Below are 15764 nucleotides of genomic sequence, written 5' to 3' on the forward strand. Positions count from 1 at the left end.
GGTTTCCTCGGCGCTTTGATTTGATCTGTCGTTGAGAGGGGGCGCGCAGTCTAACCGCGGCCCAGGTTTTTTTCCACTGTCTTGACCAGGGCGACCAGGCGCGGTCCCAGATCCGATTCGAGTTTTTCGCGCGACAGCAGGAAGGCGGGGCCGCCGCAATTGAAGGCCATCACCTGTTCGCCATCGGCACCCAGCATGGGCACACCCACGGCGTGCACATCGTTCTGCCATTCGCCGGCCGAGATGCAAAAGCCCCGGTCCTGGTAATCCTTGAAGCCTTGTTCGATACCGGCCTTGATGCGCGGCCAGCGTTCCGTCTCGTGCACGCGCGCATGGTCCATCAGGTAGTCGCGTTCGGCCTGCGGCAGGATGCACAGCAGGGCCTTGCCCATGGCCGTCGTCATCAGGGGGATGCGCGAACCGACGTCGAGGCGCAGGGTGACGTTGGCGCTGCTGCGGCACGTTTCCACGTACACCATGCTGAGGCGGTCGCGCGTGCCCAGCGAAACGGACGCTTGCGCATGTTCGGCCAGTTCCTCCATCAGCGGGCGCGCCATCTTGCGCACGTCGAGGTTCGACAGCATGCGGTAGCCGAGGGCCAGCACGCCGGCGCCCAGCTGGTACTTGCCCAGGCTGTCCGAGTAATTCAGGTAGCCCAGTTTGGTGAGGGTATAGGTGAGGCGTGAAATCGTCGGTTTCGGGATGCCCGTGCGCTTGGCCATGTCCGCATTCGACAGATAGACTTCGCCGGGGCGAAAGCACCGGAGCACTTCCAGTCCGCGCGCCAGCGCGTTGACGAACTGGCGGTCCTTGCCTTCCTCGTCATCGCTGAAGACGATGATTTCCGGATCCGCTGCGGCCTGAATATTTGTCATATTTGCATTCATTTTCTGGCTCCCTGGAAATCAGTTTGCCTAGCCAAATTGGACGTGTCAATCGTTTTGTGAAACATTCGTTCGCACAGCGAAATGCTGCAGTGCATGAAAAAAGCGTGAGAAATTGACTTGCGCGAGGCCTTTTGGCCTTGCCGCTTGAGCATCGCTATATACGTCTGTATATTTCGCTGTTGGGTGACGGCCGCCGCATGCGCGGCCGCTTTTTTGAATATCGCTATATAAGACGATATATAACGAAAGATGGAAGAACAAGATGATGTTGAAACAGGTAATGGCCGGCGCCGTGATGCTGGCGATGGCGCAGATGGCGCAGGCGCAGCAAACGGCGGGCAACGATGGCGTGGATGCGGCGGCGCCGTTCGTGCTGGGCACGGTGACGGTGATCGGCCAGCGCGAGCAGGCAGGCCAAATGGAACAGCAGGTGGGTGCGCAAGTGAGCCGCGCCGAGATGCGCCGCTTTAACCGCGACAATGTGGGCGACGCATTGAATTTGCTGTCCGGCGTGTCGCTGTCGACCAATTCGCGCAATGAAAAAACCGTTGCCATCCGCGGCTTCGATGCGCGCCAGGTGCCGCTGTACATCGACGGCATTCCCGTCTACGTGCCGTACGACGGCTATGTCGATTTCAACCGCTTCACCACCAGCGACCTGGCCGCCATCCAGGTGGCCAAGGGTTACAGTTCCGTCGCGTATGGCGCCAATACCCTGGGCGGTGCCATCAACCTGGTGTCGCGCAAGCCGTCCGCGCGGATGGAAGGCGATACGTCCATCGGTTTCGGCTCGGGCAGCGAGCGCCAGGTGTCGGCCAACGTGGGTACGAACCAGGGCCTGTGGTATCTGCAGGCGGGCGTGTCGTATATCGACAGCGACGGTTTTCCCCTGTCGTCGGACTTCCGGCCCACGGCCACGGAAGACGGCGGCACGCGCAACAATTCCTACCGCAAGGATCATAAACTGTCGTTCAAGGTGGGCTACACGCCCGATGGCGCGCAGGCGGGCGATGAATATGCACTCAGCTACTACAAGCAGCATGGCGAAAAGGGCCAGCCGCCTTCGACGAATCCCGTCGGCGCGCGCTACTGGCAATGGCCGTACTGGAACAAGGAAAGCGTGTACTTCGTCTCGCAGACGCGCCTGGGCGAAGCCGAGCGCCTGAAACTGCGCCTGTACCACGACAGCTACGACAATGAAATCACCTCCTACACGAGCGGCAGCTACGCGACCCTGAAAACCAGCGGCCAGGGCAGCGTCAGCGGCGGGCGCAGCATCTATAACGACCGCACGAATGGCGGCGCGGTGGAACTCGAATCGTTTCGCCTGGCCGCGCACAGCCTGCGTTTTGTGGCCAGCTACAAGGCCGACGAGCACCAGGAACTCGACGCAAAAGGCGTGCGCACCACCTGGTACAAGGATGCCTTGTGGACCCTGGGCGCGGAAGACAGCATCGCCCTCGATGCGGCGACGGAACTGTCGCTGGGCGCCTCGCGCAATGCGCTGCGCCCGGACACCGTCTACAGCGCCGGCAATGCCTACACCTTGCCAGCCAATCAATCGGCCACGGACCTGCAGGCGGGCCTGTTCCGCAAAGTCGGCGCCGACGCGCGCGTGTACGCCACCGTGGCGCGCAAGTCGCGCCTGCCGACCCTGAAGGATCGCTACTCGCAACGCCTGGGCACGTATATCGAAAACCCGGCCCTGCGCGCGGAAGAGGCGATGAATTATGAGCTGGGGTATCAAGGAAACTCGCAGGGCGCCAAGGTGGAAGCGGCGCTGTTTTACAGCGACGTGAAGGACAAGATCCAGAGCGTGGCGAATGTCTCGGGCGTGCGCTCGCAGATGCGCAACGCTGGCAGGGCGCACATCAGCGGCGTGGAACTTGGCTTGCGCGGCAGCGCCGGCGCCTGGCTGGATTTCGGCGGCAATTACACCTACACGGAAATGAAGAACGTCAGCGACCGCGCCACGCGCCTGACGGACGTGCCGCGCCACAAGCTGACGGCGCACGCCGTGCTGCACGCGGCGCGCCAGGTCGACTTGGTGGCCATTGCGGAAGCGAACAGCGGGCGCTGGGTGTCGAACACCCTGGAACTCGGCGGTTTTACGACGCTGAACCTGAAGGCCGTGTACCGCCCCTTGCCGGCCTTGACCCTGGAAGCGGGCGTGGCGAACCTGGGCGACCGCAATTACGCGCTGGCCGACGGGTTCCCCAGCGCGGGACGCACCTGGCTGGCCAATGCGCAGTACCAGTTCTGATTTTTTGAATGTTTCATGAAAGGACACAGCATGTTGAAGACAATACTCACAAGCCTCGTTTCGGCGGCACTGCTGGCGGCGGCGCCCGCGTGGGCAGACCCGGCGCCGGCGCGCGACAATATGAGCCACGCGCTGGCCGTGACGGGCATGGTGGAAACGCCCTTGACCCTGAAAGTGGCCGACCTGCGCCAGCTGCCGCCGGCCAACGGCGGGGAAATCGCCGTCACGCGCCACAACGGCGAGAAGGCCGAGACCATTGACAGTTACAAGGGCGTGCGCCTGCGCGATATCCTCGACAAGGCGGTACTCGATGCGCCGGGCCACAACGACGTCAAGAAGCTCGCCATCATCGCCACGGCCACCGATGGTTATGCGGTGGTGTTTTCCTGGGGCGAGCTGTATAACGCGCCGGCCGGCGAGGGCGTGATCGTCTACTACGAAAAAAACGGCAAGGCGCTCGACGACAACGATGGCGAAATCGCCCTCATTTCGGCAAAGGACATCCGCACGGGACCGCGCCACGTGAAGTGGTTGAACGGCATCGAGGTGCGCAAGCTGGTGGAGTGACGAGAAGCTGATGGAAAAAAACGCGCCGTGGAGCCATCCCCGGCGCGTTTTCTTTATGCCGCCAGCGCTTGCCGCATGGCCTGACCCACCACGTCGAACAGGCCGCGCGCCGCTGGCGTCAGGCCCAGCATGTGGATCGACGCATGGATCATGCCGTCGAGCTGCACGCATTGTGCCGCCACGCCGTCGTCGCGCAAATACCGCGCATAGGCCTCGCCTTCGTCATGCAGCGGGTCGTACTCGCACACCAGCACGGTCGCCGGCGGCAAGTCCTTCAGCGACGTTGCCCGCAGGGGCGCCGCGTAGGGCTGCGCGCCGTCAGCCGGCTCGCACAGGTACGCCGACCAGCAAAAGCGCATGGCTTCCCGGGTCAGCGAGTGGCCTTCCGCATAGCGCTGGTAGGACGGCGTGTCGAAGGCGAAATCGAGCGCCGGGTACAGCAGCAACTGGTGCGCCAGCGCGGGACCGGCCTGGTCGCGTGCCATCAGGGCCGCGGCGGCCGCCAGGTTGCCGCCTGCGCTGTCGCCGCCCACGGCCAGGCGCTTCGCATCGATGCCGAGCGCTTCGGCATGGTCCGCCACCCAGCAGACTGCCCGGTAAAAATCGTCCAGCGGCACGGGAAACTTGTGCTCGGGCGCCAGCCGGTAGTCGACGGAAAAGATCACGCAGCCGGTGGCGTTGGCCAGTGCGCGGCACGGATTGTCGTACAGGTCCAGCGAGCACAGGCACCAGCCGCCCCCATGCGCAAAGACGATGGCCGGCAGGGGCTTGCCCGTGTCCGCGCCGGCGGGTACATAGGCGCGCACGGTCAGCGCGTGCTCGCCAGGCAGCACGTAATCCTTGATCGAGGCGACGTCTTCCAGCGGCCCGTGCAGCTGGCGCAAGCCCATTTCCGTGGCGGCGCGCAAGTCCGCCAGCGAGGCGGGCGGCGGCGCATCCCTTGTCTGTTCCAGCCAGGCGGCGATCAGCGGATCGAGGCTCATGCGGCTTCTCCGGCCAGGAACGGCAGCAGGTGGGCGATGAACGCTTCCGGCTGTTCTTCCATGATGAAGTGGCCGCATTCGGCGACGATGGCGCCTTTTAGTATGTCCGCCTTGCCCTGCATGGTCAGCAGGGGCGCGTCATTCGTCGCATGGTCGGCGCCGATGGCCAGCACGGGCATGGCCAGGCTCTTTTTCGCCCGTTCCAGGTTTTGCCGGATGGTTTCCGGAATGGCGCGGTAGTAGGCGAAACCGGCGCGCAGGGCGCCCGGCGTGGCATAGGCGTCCGCATACACGTCGACGGCCACCTTGTCGCGACGGTACGACCAGCGGTCCAGGATGAAGCGGATGTATTCGCGCTCCTTGCCGGCCGTGAGCATCTCCGGCAAGTCCAGCACCTGGTTGAACATGAAGTGCCACAGGAAGATATTGTCGGACGGCGCGACAAAAATCGGCGGCGCGGGCGCCAGGCCGGGAATGACGGCTTCCGTCAGCGCCAGTTTCGTCACGGCCTGCGGGAAGTCGCTGGCCAGCGCATAGCCGACCCACATGCCGATGTCGTGGCCGACGACATCGTACTGCGCATGCCCCAGGGCCAGCATGGCGCGGTGCAGGGTGGCGGCAACGGCGCCTGTGTCGTAGCCGCCGGCCGGACGTTCCGAGTGGCCGCTGCCGGGCGGATCGATGGCGATCGCCTGGTAGCCCTGGGCGGCCAGGGCCGCCATCACATGGCGCCAGGCGTACCAGGTTTGCGGCCAGCCGGGGATCAGCAGCACGGGTTTTCCTTCGCCGGCGATGACGCAATGCAGGCGCTGGCCGTCGATGCGCACATAGTCGTGGGTGTAGCTGTCTTCATTCTGATGCATGGCAAGTCCTTGTATTGATTCAGTTAATTAGTCGATTAGTTGTGCGTGATGCCGAGCAGGGTATTGATCTGCTGCGCGCTGACGGGGGCGCCGGCGAAGTCGTCGAAGATCTTGTCGGTCACGGGAATGATGTGGGCGTTGATGAAGGCCACGCCTTCACGCGCACCCACCTCCTGGTCCTTCAGGCAGCATTCCCATTCCAGCGTGGCCCAGCCCGCGTAGTCGTTTTGCGCCATCTTCGAGAAGATCGCCTTGAAATCGACCTGGCCGTCGCCCAGCGAGCGGAAACGTCCGGCGCGGTTTTCCCACGACTGGTAGCCGCCGTAGATGCCTTGTCGTCCCGTCGGATTGAATTCCGCATCCTTCACATGGAACATGCGGATATGGTCCTTGTAGATGTCGATGAATTCCAGGTAGTTCAGCTGCTGCAGCACGAAGTGGCTCGGATCGAACAGCATCTTGCAGCGCGGATGGCGGCCCACGCGCTCGTAGAACATCTCGAAGCTGATGCCGTCATGCAGGTCTTCGCTCGGGTGGATTTCGTAGCACAGGTTGATGCCTTGTTCCTCGCACACGTCGAGGATGGGCAGCCAGCGGCGCGCCAGTTCGTCGAAGGCCGCCTCGATCAGGCCGGGCGGGCGCTGCGGGAACGGGAACAGGTAGGGCCAGGCGAATGAACCGGAGAACGTGCCCATGTCGGTCAGGCCCAGGCGTTTCGAGGCCATGGCCGCCAGTTTCACTTGCTCGATGGCCCACTCGGTGCGCGCCGCCGGCTGGCCGTGCAGGTGTACCGGCGCAAAGCTGTCGCACAGCGCGTCGTAGGCCGGGTGCACGGCGACCAGCTGGCCGAGGATGTGCGTCGTCAGTTCGCTGATGACCAGGCCATGGCTGGCCAGCATGGCAACCAGGTCGTCGCAGTATTGCTGGCTGTGGGCAGCCTGCGCCACGTCGAACAGGCGTGCATCCCAGGCGGGGATCTGCAGGGCCTTGAAGCCCATGCCGGCCGCCCACTCGGCGATGGCGGGCAGGGTGTTGAAGGGCGCCGTATCGGCGGCGAATTGTGCCAGGTGCAGGCTTGGTCCTTGGATGGTTTTCATATCGGCTCCTATTGTTTGTCGATCGACAAAGAATAGGCGAAATTTTCTGCGAGGTCAAGGCCGTGATGCAAAATAAATGCGGAATCGGTATGGCTTGCAAGCGTTATACTGGCCGCCAGTTTGCAAGCAGAGGATGAAAATGGCAGGAAGACCGAGGGAATTCGACCGCGCGCAGGCGCTGGCAAAAGCGCGCGACGCGTTCTGGACGCGCGGCTATGAAGGCGTATCGATGGCCGACCTGGTGGCGGCGCTGGGCATCGCCTCGGCGCGCATCTATGCGGCGTTCGGCTCGAAGGAGCAGCTGTTCCGCGAAGCCGTGGAATTGTATGAAACGGGCGAGGGCGCCTTTGCCGTGCATGCGCTGGCGGCCAGCCTGAATGTGCGCGACGCCGTGGCGCGCATGCTGGAAGAAGCCGTGCTGCTGTACACGCGCAGCGGCCAGCCGCAAGGCTGCATGGTGGTCACGGCCGCCACGAATACGAGCGCGGACAACGCGGGCATCGCCGACTGGCTGGCGCAGCACCGCCGCGCGCGCACGCAGGCCGTCATCGAGCGCCTGCGCGCGGCGCAGCTGGCGGGAGAATTGAAAGGGGAAGCCGACGTGCAGGCGCTGGGAGACTATTATGCGGCGCTGCTGCATGGCTTGTCGGTGCAGGCGCGCGACGGCATTCCCGCCGAACGGCTGCTGGCGCTGATTACGCCGGCGATGGCGCCGCTGGCGCTGGAAATGAAAAAATCAGACTAGCTTGTCGATAGTCGCCGTACTTTAAGTCTTGACGTCGATCAGGCTGCCCAGAGCCTGGTCGGCCGCCTTGACGACATTCGCGGATAAATTAAAACCGGCCTTGTAGACGAGGTTATCCGTCAGTTCGGAGGCGAGGCCCACGCCGTTCGGCCGGCTTTCGGCCGCCTTGGCCGCATTCGCATTGGCGCCGCTGACGCTTTCGCCGGCGGCCAGCTTGCGTCCTTCGACGGAGAGGGTGACGCCCGTGCCGGCCGGGCTGGACTCCTGGAACTCGGCTTGTTGCGGCTGGAAGCCCGGCGTGTTCGCATTGGCGACGTTGTTGGCGGCCACGTCCAGCGCGCGCTGGTTGGCGGTCAGCCCCGAGGTACCGGTGGTGAGGGCGGATATGGACATGGCGGCTCCTTCAGAATGCTCCTAGTTTACTCCCATGCGGGCACTATGTGGTTGGTGCAAGGCAACATTTTTCCGCGCCGTCGATGACCGCAAAAAAAGTTACCCATACATAATGTTTTAATATTGTCCTGCGCCCTTTCACTGTCTAGACTGGCTGGGAAATCTCGCATGGAGCCTGCCATTTCTCCCCTCGTACGCCGCCTTTGCCTGGCTTTGCTGCTCAGCTGGCCTTGCCTGACCCTGCAAGCCCAGCCTGCTTCTGCCTCACTGCCGCTCGATGCGCGCCTGAACGAGCAGGTCATCATGGTGCCGGCCGGCGACGGCTTGCGCGACGTGCTGGAAACCACCGTGTTCCGTCCCGCAGGCCCCGGCCCGTTTCCCCTGTTGCTGATGAATCACGGCAAGCAGGCTGGGCCGGCGAAACTGCAGGCGCGCGAGCGCTTCATCTATATGGCAGCCGAATTCGTGCGCCGCGGCTATGCGGTGATGCTGCCCATGCGCGCCGGGTTTGCCCGCTCCACGGGCGCCTACCGCGATTTCGGCTGCGACATGCTGGGCAACGCCCAGGGGCAGGCGCGCGACGTGCTGGCCGCGCTCGCGTATGCGCGGCGCCAGAGCTGGGTCGACCCGGAACGCATCGTCGTCGCGGGCCAGTCGTACGGCGGCATGGCGGCGCTGGCGCTGGCCACCCGGGTGCTGCCCGGCGTGCGGGGCGTGCTCAATTTTTCCGGCGGCCTGCGCGTCGACATGCCCGGCTGCGACTGGCAAGGGGCGCTGGCCAAATCCTTCGCCACCCTGGGCGCCTACAACCATATCCCCAGCCTGTGGCTGTATGGCGCGAATGACTCGTATTTTTCGCCGGCGCTGGCGCGGCGGCTGTTCAATTCCTTTACCGGTTCGGGCGGCCGGGCGCAATTGCTCGCCTATGGCCCGTTCAAGCGCGACGCGCACCTGACCCTGGGCAGCCGCGATGGCGTGGCCGTGTGGCTGCCCGCCACTGAGCGCTTCCTGCAGAAAATCGGCATGCCGGTGCGGCAGGTCTACCGCGTGGCCGATGCGCCGTCGCCGCCCGCCACGCATTTCGCGCCGCAGGACGATATCGCCGCCGTGCCCTATCTGGAAGAGCAGGGGCGCGCCGCCTACCGCGTCTTTCTGGAGAAAACCGCGCCGCGCGCCTTTGCCCTGTCGGCCAGCGGCGCCTGGGGCTGGGCCGAGGAGGGTGAAAGTCCCGATGTGCGCGCGCTGGCCTCGTGCCAGCGGCGCAGCAGCCTGCCATGCCAGTTGTATTCGGTCGATGAAAGCGTCGTTTGGCCGGTCGCCGGCGCCAGCGCAAGCGCCGCCGGCGGCGCGCAATAGGCCGCCGCGCACGATAGTTGTCGCCGAAACGGGGGATGGGCGAATATACTAGGCGAAAAGGGAGGCGTTGCGCTTCCCGTCCGCCCTTATCATCAGCGAGAATTCACCCTTATGGCGTCATCCCCAGAAAACCTCAGCATGGCCGTGTTTTGCGACTTCGAGAACGTCGCGCTCGGCGTGCGAGATGCAAATTACGAAAAATTCGATATCAAGCCCATCCTGGAACGCTTGCTGCTCAAGGGCAGCATCGTTGTCAAGAAGGCATATTGCGACTGGGACCGTTATAAAAGTTTCAAGGGCACCATGCATGAGGCGAACTTCGAACTGATCGAAATTCCCCACGTGCGCCAGTCCGGCAAGAATTCGGCCGACATCCGCCTGGTGGTCGATGCGCTGGACCTGTGCTACACCAAGGCTCACGTGAACACCTTCGTCATCATCAGCGGCGATTCCGACTTTTCGCCGCTCGTGTCGAAACTGCGCGAAAACGCCAAGCAGGTGATCGGCGTCGGCGTCAAGCAGTCGACCTCCGACCTGCTGGTGGCCAACTGCGACGAATTCATTTTCTACGATGACCTGGTGCGCGAAAGCCGCCGCACGGCCGCCAAGCGCGACGCACGCGACACGCCTGCCGCCAAGCGCTCGCCGGACGAAGAAGTGCGCCGCAAGGAAAAATACGAGTCGCGCAAGACGGAAGCGATCGAAATGGCCGTCGAGACCTTCGACGCGCTGGTGTCCGAGCGCGGCGACAGCGGCAAGATCTGGGCCTCGATGCTGAAGGAAGCGATCAAGCGCCGTAAGCCGGACTTCAGCGAGTCCTACTATGGTTTCCGCACCTTCGGCAACCTGCTGGAAGAAGCGCAAACGCGCGGCTTGCTGGAATTTGGCCGCGATGAAAAATCGGGCGCCTATGTCTACCGCAGCAGCGGCCTGGTGGCCGTGCCGGCCGCCGTGAACGCGGATACAGCCAACGAGGCCAGCGGCGAGACCGGCGTGACGGCGGAAGAGGGCAATCACCGCGAAGGCGGCAGCCGCCGCGATTCGCGCCGCAATGGCCGTGGCGGCCGCAAGCAGAACGAGCAACGCCGCGGCGAGTCCGCGCCACAGGCCTTCGTGCCGGTGGCCGACGCGGAAGCCGTCGTCGTCGAGCAGTATGCGCCGGCGCCGCAGCCGGAAGTGCAGCACGAAGTGGCCGAAGCGGTGGCCGAGGTGGCGGCAGAAGAGGGCAACGCCAAGCGCGGTTCGCGCCGCAATGGCCGCGGTGGCCGCAAGAATGGCGATGGCGCCCGCGAAGCGCGCGCTGAAGTCGTCGCCGTCGAGGTGGCGCCGGTGGTGGAAGCCGTGCCTGCGCCTGAACCGGTAGTGGACGCGGTAATTGAAGTGGCCGCCGAAGCGAAACCGAAAGCCAAGCCGCGCACGCCGGCCCGCAAGGCGGCAGCGGCGAAGAAACCGGTCAAGAAGGCGGCAGAAGCTGTGGTGGAAGCTGCGCCTGTCGTTGAAGCGGCGCCGCTGGAAGCGGCTGTCGTGGCCGAAGACAAGCCGGCCAAGGCGCCGCGCAAGACGCCGGCGCGCCGTCCCGCGCGCAAGAAGGCGGAAGCTGCCTGATAGCCTGAGCGGCAACAAGCGGGGCGGCAATCGCATGCGCCCCCGCTTTTCCGGCCCCTGCCTTGCGCAAACCGCGCACCCCGATCTCCCCAAGCGTGTACGATGAGCCTGTTTTTAACGCGGCGGGCGGTCAAGCATGTACCACGGTGAACGGTTCAACAGTATTTCCCATACGGTGGGCGCCGCGCTGGCGGCCATCGGCGGCGTCATCCTGATCGTCGCGGTGGCCCGCACGGGCGACCCCTGGAAAATCGTCAGCTGCAGCGTATATGCGGCCATGCTGCTCACGCTCTACCTCACTTCTACCCTGTACCACAGCGTGCGCGGCAAGGCCAAGGCCGTGCTGCAGCGGCTCGACCACTGCGCCATCTATCTGCTCATCGCGGGCACTTACACGCCCTTCATGCTGGTGACGCTGCGCGGGCCGTGGGGCTGGTCGCTGTTCGGCGTCGTCTGGGGCCTGGCCCTGCTGGGCATCGTGCAGGAATACGTGTACGCGAAAGGCGCGCGCATCCTGTCGCTGGTGATTTACGTGGCCATGGGCTGGCTGATCGTCATCGGCATCAAGCCGCTGCTGGCGGCGCTCGAGTGGAACGGTTTCCTGTGGCTGGTGGCAGGCGGGCTGTGCTACACGGGCGGCATCGCCTTCTATGCCACCGACCACAAGCTGCGCCATGGCCACGGCATCTGGCACCTGTTCGTGCTGGCTGGCAGTAGCTGTCATTTTATCGCCATTTTGTTCTACGTTGCCTGACGTTATCCCTTGCCATCACTGTTGCCATGATTCCATTATAATGGCGCGATATGTGAAAATAGCGCAACAATGCGGCAATAATAAGGCAACAATGGATATCAATTCGGACGACCTGAAAATCTTCGTCACCGTCATCGACAGCGGCACCCTGAGCGCGGCCGCCGTGCACCTGGGACAAACCACCTCCGGCGTCAGCCGCGCCCTGTCGCGCCTGGAAGACAAGCTGGCCACGTCGCTGCTGACGCGCACCACGCGCCGCATGGAGCTGACGGAAGAGGGGCAGCTGTTCCTGGACAAGGCGCGCGCCATCCTCGCCTCGATGGAAGACGTGGAAGAGTCGATCCGCATCCGCCGCCAGAAGCCGGCCGGGCGCCTGTCGGTCGACGCCGCCTCGCCCTTCATGCTCCATTGCGTGGTGCCCCACGTGGCCGAGTTTCGCGCCATGTACCCGGATATCCGCCTGGAGCTGACCAGCAACGACCAGATCGCCGACCTGCTCGAACACCGCACCGATATCGCCATCCGCATCGGCGCGCTGGTCGATTCGACCCTGCATGCGCGCCCGCTCAGCGCCAGTCCGCTGCACGTGCTGGCCACGCCCGCCTACCTGGCGCGCCACGGCGAACCTGCCACGCCGGAAGCGCTGTCCGGCCATGCGCTGCTGGGTTTTGCGCAATATGAGTTGGGAAATAGCTGGCCGCTGCGCCACGAAGCGGGCAACAGCCTGCAGATCGTGCCGGCGCTGGCCGCGTCCAGCGGCGAAACCCTGCGCCAGCTGGCGTTGCACGACCAGGGCATCGTCTGCCTGTCCGACTTCATGACGAAGGACGACATCGCGGCCGGCCGGCTGGTGCGGGTGCTGCAGCCGTTTTATACGGGTTACCGCCAGCAGATCCACGCCGTCTACTACCGCAACACGCAACTGGCGCAGCGCATCAGCTGCTTTCTCGAATTCCTGCAACAGAAACTGTAAGGCCCGGACATGAGCGCACATGGCATGCAATGCCCCATCTGCGACGAATATGGCGACCTGGTGCACTCCACGGTCCGCCAGACGGGCCAGCAGGTGATCGTCTGCACGGAGTGCGATTTCGCGTGGCCGCATCCGGAGCAGGACATTGATCCGGCGCATGCCACGGATGTGGCTTCCCTGCTGGCGCAATCCGGCCTGGACGACGACTGGGACGAGCTCGAACTCGGGGCAAGGGTGCCGCCGTCGCCTACAGCATGACGTGCGTTTCTTCCGCCCGCAGCAGGGCTTCCACTTCATGGGCGGGCAGCGGCCGGCTGAAATAATAGCCCTGCGCCTCGTCGCAGCCATGGCGGCGCAGGTAATCGAGCTGCTCCGCCGTTTCCACGCCTTCGGCCACCACGCGCAGCTTCAAATTGTGCGCCAGGGCGATGATGGAGACGACGATGGCCGCGTCGTCCGCGTCGCGCGCCACGTCGCCGACGAAACTGCGGTCGATCTTCAGCACGTCGATGGGGAAGGTGCGCAGGTAGGCGAAGCTGGAATAGCCGGTGCCGAAGTCGTCGATCGACAGCTGCACCCCCAGCGCCTTCATGTCGTGCAGCTGGCTGACGGCCAGCGCCACGTCGTGCATGAACAGGCTTTCCGTCAGTTCCAGTTCCAGACAGGCGGGCGGCAAGCCCGTTTCCAGCAGCACGTCGGCGATCGACGCGACCAGGTTCGGCTCGTTGAACTGGCGCGCCGACAGGTTTACGGCCAGGCGCAAGGTGTCCAGTCCCGCCGCATGCCAGCGCTTCACCTGCGCGCACGCTTCGCGCATGACCCAGGCGCCGATCGGCACGATCAGGCCCGTATCCTCGGCCAGCGCGATGAAGCGCTGCGGCGCCACCATGCCCAGGTCCGGATGCTGCCAGCGCAGCAGCGCTTCCACGCCGACGATGCGCCCGCTGGCTAGGTCCACCTGCGGCTGGTAATGCAGCACGAACTGCTCGCGTTCCAGGGCGTTGCGCAGCGCCGTCTCGATGCGCAGGCGCTCCAGGGTGGCCTGGTTCATGGCCGTCGTGTAGAACTTGATGTTGTTGCGGCCCTGTTTCTTGGCGCAGTACATGGCGATGTCGGCCTGCTCGATCAGGTTCTGCGTTTCGCCATTCAGGGTCACGTCGCCGGGCGCGTCGTAGCGCGACATGTCGTAGACGGCCACGCCGATGCTGCAGGTGACGAAAAACTCCTTGCCGTCCAGCAGTACCGGCTGCGCCACGGCATCCATCACGCGCTGCACGATGGCGCCGCTGAGCACTTCGTCGGCCTGCTCGCACAGGATGGCGACGAATTCATCGCCCGACAGGCGCGCCACCGTGTCGCTTTCGCGCAGGCTGGACTGCAAGCGCGTGGCGATGGTTTTCAGCAGCAGGTCGCCGGCCTTGTGGCCGAGGCTGTCGTTGACGAACTTGAACCGGTCCAGGTCGATCAACAGCACCCACAATGCGCGGTTCTTGCGGCGCGACAGGGCCATCGCCTGCGCCAGGCGGTCGCGCAGCAGGGCGCGGTTGGGCAAGCCCGTCAGCACGTCGTGGTGGGCGATGTGCTGGATTTGCTGCTCGGCCAGCTTGCGTTCCGTGATTTCGGATCCCGTGCCCCGGTAGCCGCGAAAGTCGCCCAGCTCGTTGAACAGCGGTTCGCCGTTGATGCTGAACCAGCGCAGCTGGCCATCGCGGTCGTGCATCGCATATTCGAGGTTGGAAAAGGGCAGGTGGGCTTCCAGGTTGGCGATATGCTGCTTGCCCCAGCGCGAATTGCGCATCTCCGGGTTGTTGTCCCAGCGCGTCATGCCGATGAAGCGTTCCAGCGGCATGTTCGACTTGTCCGTGAAACCGCTGGTGATGTGGGTGAAGCAGAAGTTGGCGTCCTGTTCCCAGTACCAGTCCGAGGACAGGGCCAGCAGGCGGCGGAAGCGCTTTTCGCTTTCCTGCAAGGCGCGTTCCGTGCGCTGGCGCGCCCGCACGTCGGCGCTGAGCAGCTCATTGCTGCGTTTCAGGTCGGCCGTGCGCTGCTCCACCAGCAATTGCACGCGGCGCGAGCGCTGCGTCAGCGATTGCACGAAGGCGGCCGTCAGTGCGCTGAACAGCAAACCCGTGATCAGGGTAAACAGGGAGCCCAGATGGTCGGCCAGGAAGGGGCGCGGATGGGCCACCACGCGCACATGCCAGGGCCGGCCGGCGGACACGAAGACCCGGTCGTAATGGCTGTGGTAGGCAGTGTGCAGCCAGCGCGGCAGCGACTCCCAGGCGCCGCCCGGTTCGTCGGCAGGCGCCTGGCCATGCCGGAAGATCAATTGGCGCGGGTCGGCGCCGGCGTCCGCGTAGACGCTGAGTTCAAGCTGCGAGTCGCCCAGCAGGTCGGCGCCGGCGAGGATTTTCTGCACCAGTTCCCCGGCGCGCACGATGACCGCCGTATCGCCGATCAGCGCCGCGCGCCGCTGCTGTATCGTTTGCAGGGGCACGCCGTGGCGGTAGACGGGGCGCACGATGACGAAGCCCCGTTGCGGCCCTTGCGCCAGGGCCAGCAGGCCGGTGGCCGTGGTCTGGCCGCTGATGATCGCCTGCTCCAGCGCGCGCGCCAGCACGCCGCTCGGGCTGACGTTCAGGCCGAAGGCGGGGCGGTTGCCCTGCAGGGGTTCGAGGTAGTCGACCACCAGGTAGCTGGCGCGCGTCGTCGCGGGCACGACGACGCCGTCGCGCATTTCCGTCATGGCGTAGTCGGGCACGATGCGCCGCAGCTCCGTCTCGAAGGCGGCGCGCTGCGCATGCGGCACGATGCGGTGGAAATTGAAGGCCTGGATGAATGGATGGCGCTGCAGCAGCGGCGTGGTGAAGTCGTGGAACTGTTCCCGCGTGACGGGCACGACGGCGGCAAACAGCTGGTTTGTTGTCGTCAGCACCTCGACCGCGTCGTCGAGCCCCTGCTCGATGGCGGCCACCCTGGCGCCGGCGCGCTGCTGCAGGCTCAGGCCCATCTTGTCGTATTCGAGCTGGCTGATGGCGGCAAACAGCACGGCCGTCACGCTGATGCCGCAGGCAAAGGTCAGCGCGGCCGCGGCGGAAATCGACAATGGCAGGCGGCCACGCAGCATGTTTTTTCCTATCTCACTTCATGGACACTTGGGTTCGGCGGCGCCTGCCGGCCCCACGCAGGCGGTAGTTTGTCATAAACCACATCCATCATGCGGATTTTGCACCAAATTACTGCTAATAAGCAACAATATCTATGACCGGGGAAGACGA

General features: G+C 64.6%; 14 protein-coding genes. 8 read left to right on the top strand and 6 right to left on the bottom strand.

Features of this window, described 5'->3' with window-relative positions:
* Positions 1 to 50: 50 nt before the first annotated feature.
* Entirely contained in the window at positions 51 to 875 is an 825-nt protein-coding gene (locus BZG29_RS11825; RefSeq protein WP_077402706.1) for an IclR family transcriptional regulator, read from the bottom strand.
* 274 nt (positions 876 to 1149) lie between these two features.
* On the opposite strand from BZG29_RS11825, the gene BZG29_RS11830 reads away from it, so the two are divergent.
* Together BZG29_RS11830 and BZG29_RS11835 are read left to right on the top strand one after the other, a co-directional pair.
* Positions 1150 to 3150 carry a TonB-dependent receptor gene (locus BZG29_RS11830; protein WP_077402709.1) on the top strand — a complete coding sequence of 667 codons (2001 nt, stop codon included), beginning with the start codon at positions 1150 to 1152 and terminating at the stop codon, positions 3148 to 3150.
* Positions 3151 to 3180: 30 nt separating this feature from the next.
* On the top strand, positions 3181 to 3717 hold the full coding sequence (locus tag BZG29_RS11835; protein WP_171984987.1) for a molybdopterin-dependent oxidoreductase: 537 nt from the start codon (positions 3181 to 3183) through the stop codon (positions 3715 to 3717).
* Between the two features lie 53 nt (positions 3718 to 3770).
* Here the strand turns inward: BZG29_RS11835 and BZG29_RS11840 are convergent, their stop codons facing one another.
* From BZG29_RS11840 to BZG29_RS11850, 3 genes are read right to left on the bottom strand one after another with little or no spacing between them, the layout of a single operon-like run.
* Positions 3771 to 4700: an alpha/beta hydrolase gene (locus BZG29_RS11840; RefSeq protein WP_077402715.1), complete on the bottom strand. Its 930-nt coding sequence runs from the start codon at positions 4698 to 4700 to the stop codon at positions 3771 to 3773.
* Positions 4697 to 5563 carry an alpha/beta hydrolase gene (locus tag BZG29_RS11845; RefSeq protein WP_077402718.1) on the bottom strand — a complete coding sequence of 289 codons (867 nt, stop codon included), beginning with the start codon at positions 5561 to 5563 and terminating at the stop codon, positions 4697 to 4699. The genes BZG29_RS11840 and BZG29_RS11845 overlap by 4 nt, the downstream gene beginning before the upstream one ends.
* 35 nt (positions 5564 to 5598) lie before the next feature.
* Positions 5599 to 6660, bottom strand: a complete 1062-nt coding sequence (locus tag BZG29_RS11850; protein ID WP_077402721.1) for a sugar phosphate isomerase/epimerase — start codon at positions 6658 to 6660, stop codon at positions 5599 to 5601.
* Between the two features lie 139 nt (positions 6661 to 6799).
* Here BZG29_RS11850 and BZG29_RS11855 point away from each other — a divergent pair, with 139 nt between their 5' ends.
* A complete protein-coding gene (locus BZG29_RS11855; protein ID WP_077409069.1) occupies positions 6800 to 7405 on the top strand; it encodes a TetR/AcrR family transcriptional regulator in 606 nt (201 codons plus the stop codon).
* Positions 7406 to 7426: 21 nt separating this feature from the next.
* Here the strand turns inward: BZG29_RS11855 and BZG29_RS11860 are convergent, their stop codons facing one another.
* Positions 7427 to 7798 (bottom strand): flagellar basal body protein, encoded by a 372-nt coding sequence (locus BZG29_RS11860; RefSeq protein WP_077402724.1) that lies wholly within the window; start codon positions 7796 to 7798, stop codon positions 7427 to 7429.
* A 168-nt stretch (positions 7799 to 7966) separates the two neighbouring features.
* On the opposite strand from BZG29_RS11860, the gene BZG29_RS11865 reads away from it, so the two are divergent.
* The 5 genes from BZG29_RS11865 (at position 7967) to BZG29_RS11885 (ending at position 12744) form a co-directional block, all read left to right on the top strand.
* Positions 7967 to 9154, top strand: coding sequence for a CocE/NonD family hydrolase (locus tag BZG29_RS11865; RefSeq protein ID WP_077402727.1), 1188 nt, complete (start codon positions 7967 to 7969; stop codon positions 9152 to 9154).
* 111 nt (positions 9155 to 9265) lie between these two features.
* Positions 9266 to 10759, top strand: coding sequence for an NYN domain-containing protein (locus tag BZG29_RS11870; protein WP_150130882.1), 1494 nt, complete (start codon positions 9266 to 9268; stop codon positions 10757 to 10759).
* Positions 10760 to 10895: 136 nt separating this feature from the next.
* Positions 10896 to 11513, top strand: coding sequence for a hemolysin III family protein (locus BZG29_RS11875; RefSeq protein WP_077402733.1), 618 nt, complete (start codon positions 10896 to 10898; stop codon positions 11511 to 11513).
* A 91-nt stretch (positions 11514 to 11604) separates the two neighbouring features.
* Complete coding sequence (locus tag BZG29_RS11880; protein WP_077402736.1) at positions 11605 to 12486, top strand: LysR family transcriptional regulator; 882 nt, start codon at positions 11605 to 11607, stop codon at positions 12484 to 12486.
* A gap of 9 nt (positions 12487 to 12495) precedes the next feature.
* Entirely contained in the window at positions 12496 to 12744 is a 249-nt protein-coding gene (locus BZG29_RS11885) for a hypothetical protein (protein ID WP_077402739.1), read from the top strand.
* Here BZG29_RS11885 and BZG29_RS11890 read toward each other — a convergent pair.
* The gene (locus BZG29_RS11890; protein WP_077402742.1) at positions 12734 to 15613 is read right to left on the bottom strand and encodes an EAL domain-containing protein; all 2880 of its coding nucleotides are present in this window, start codon (positions 15611 to 15613) and stop codon (positions 12734 to 12736) included. The genes BZG29_RS11885 and BZG29_RS11890 overlap by 11 nt on opposite strands.
* Between the last annotated feature and the right edge of the window lie 151 nt (positions 15614 to 15764).

It is taken from the genome of Janthinobacterium sp. LM6 (assembly GCF_002002885.1).
GTDB classification, from domain to species: Bacteria; Pseudomonadota; Gammaproteobacteria; order Burkholderiales; family Burkholderiaceae_D; genus Janthinobacterium; species Janthinobacterium kumbetense.